Here is a 1386-nt window from a genome sequence, read left to right on the forward strand (position 1 = left end):
AGCACTTGTCGTTTTAATTTTTCCAAATAGTTATACTGTATTTTGGTATTTAGATATCGTTTTTTGGTACTTTTTTTAGTTTATTCATTCTTTCTCATGTTGCATACACGCAGTTTAATAAACATGTCCATTTACGCGATACAATCATCTATTAAAAAGAAAGAGAGCTAGAGAAAGCACTTGGTATTCAATTAGGTAGGTATCAAAATGAAAAAAATTGAAAAAAATAAAAAATACGTATTGACATTAAAGAAAGGTTCGTTTAGAAAGGTCGACAAGTGCTTCAAAAACACTTAGCGATTAGCGGATAAACCACGATAAGGTTTCTCCCATCTTCAAAATACTGACTTTCTTTTATGCTGTCATTGGCATATAACGATTTTGTCGGGTGTAGTTGCGCTATACAATACCCTTATGGGAAAAGCGTGACGACGGACTAATCGCCGTGTTTTTGAGCGCCCGACGCCCTTATAGGGCTGTCAATTCAAAAACAATTTTACGATTAGGATTACTAGCATGAACGCTACAGTTAAAAAGAGAAAACCATCCAAAAAATATGAATTGACTAATGAAATAGATCATATGACTGGTCTCACATTATACCGTATACGCGCCTTAAAAGATTTTGGAGATGTCAAGGCGGGGGATTTAGGTGGTTTTATAGAAAATGAAAGCAACCTATCGCATTATGGTACGTGCTGGGTATATGATAAAGCCCGCGTTTTTCAAAATGCCCGCGTTTCTGGTAATGCAAAAGTAAGAAGCTTTTTTGTAGACGTTTGTGGGAATGCAAAAATTTATGGGAATGCTATTTTTGAAGCTATTTTTATGGGAGGCAATGCGCGTCTTTATGGGAATGCTCATATTAAAGGTGCTGTTGTAATTGAAGGCAATGCAAAGATTTATGATAATGCCTATGTAACTGATCATGCTCATATTTCTGATGATGCCGTCATTTGTGATAATGCTCATGTTGGAGGCAATGCAAAAATAAGCGGTGCTGCTTATATTTGTGATGACGCGCGTGTTTTCGATGATGCCGTTGTATGTGGTGCTCTTATCTCAGGAGATTCTTATGTTCATAGCGCCGCTTCTTTAACAGCAGATGATCATATTTGGAATGAAGCATATCCCGAATTTGGTAGTGAAGATGATTATTATCGTCATGAGTATTATGATGATTTTGAAGACTATTATGATGCTGATCTTGAATCGGAAAATGATGACGATTTAGAATGTGAATTAGAATGTGAAAAAGAAGCTGCTTAATTAAACAATAGGGCGGTGCGGGGGCGCCTCCTTATAACCATTTCATTTAAAAATTTGTTTGAATATTAGATTAGGGAGCTACCTATGACCACTAAAACTGTATCCAAAAAATATGAA

At 36.0% G+C, this 1386-nt stretch carries 1 protein-coding gene; it reads left to right on the forward strand.

Annotated elements, in window-relative coordinates; translation table 11 throughout:
* The first annotated feature begins 516 nt into the window (after window positions 1-516).
* On the forward strand, window positions 517-1269 hold the full coding sequence (locus ACFILO_RS09365; protein ID WP_375632699.1) for a hypothetical protein: 753 nt from the start codon (window positions 517-519) through the stop codon (window positions 1267-1269).
* The last annotated feature ends 117 nt before the right edge of the window (window positions 1270-1386 follow it).

This window comes from Bartonella sp. AP72JLCBS (genome assembly GCF_042195705.1).
Lineage (GTDB): Bacteria > Pseudomonadota > Alphaproteobacteria > Rhizobiales > Rhizobiaceae > Bartonella.

Bases quoted from the DNA above. Each gene is read 5' to 3' on its own strand.
- ACFILO_RS09365 (WP_375632699.1), top strand. From the start codon at position 517: ATGAACGCTACAGTTAAAAAGAGAAAACCATCCAAAAAATATGAATTG.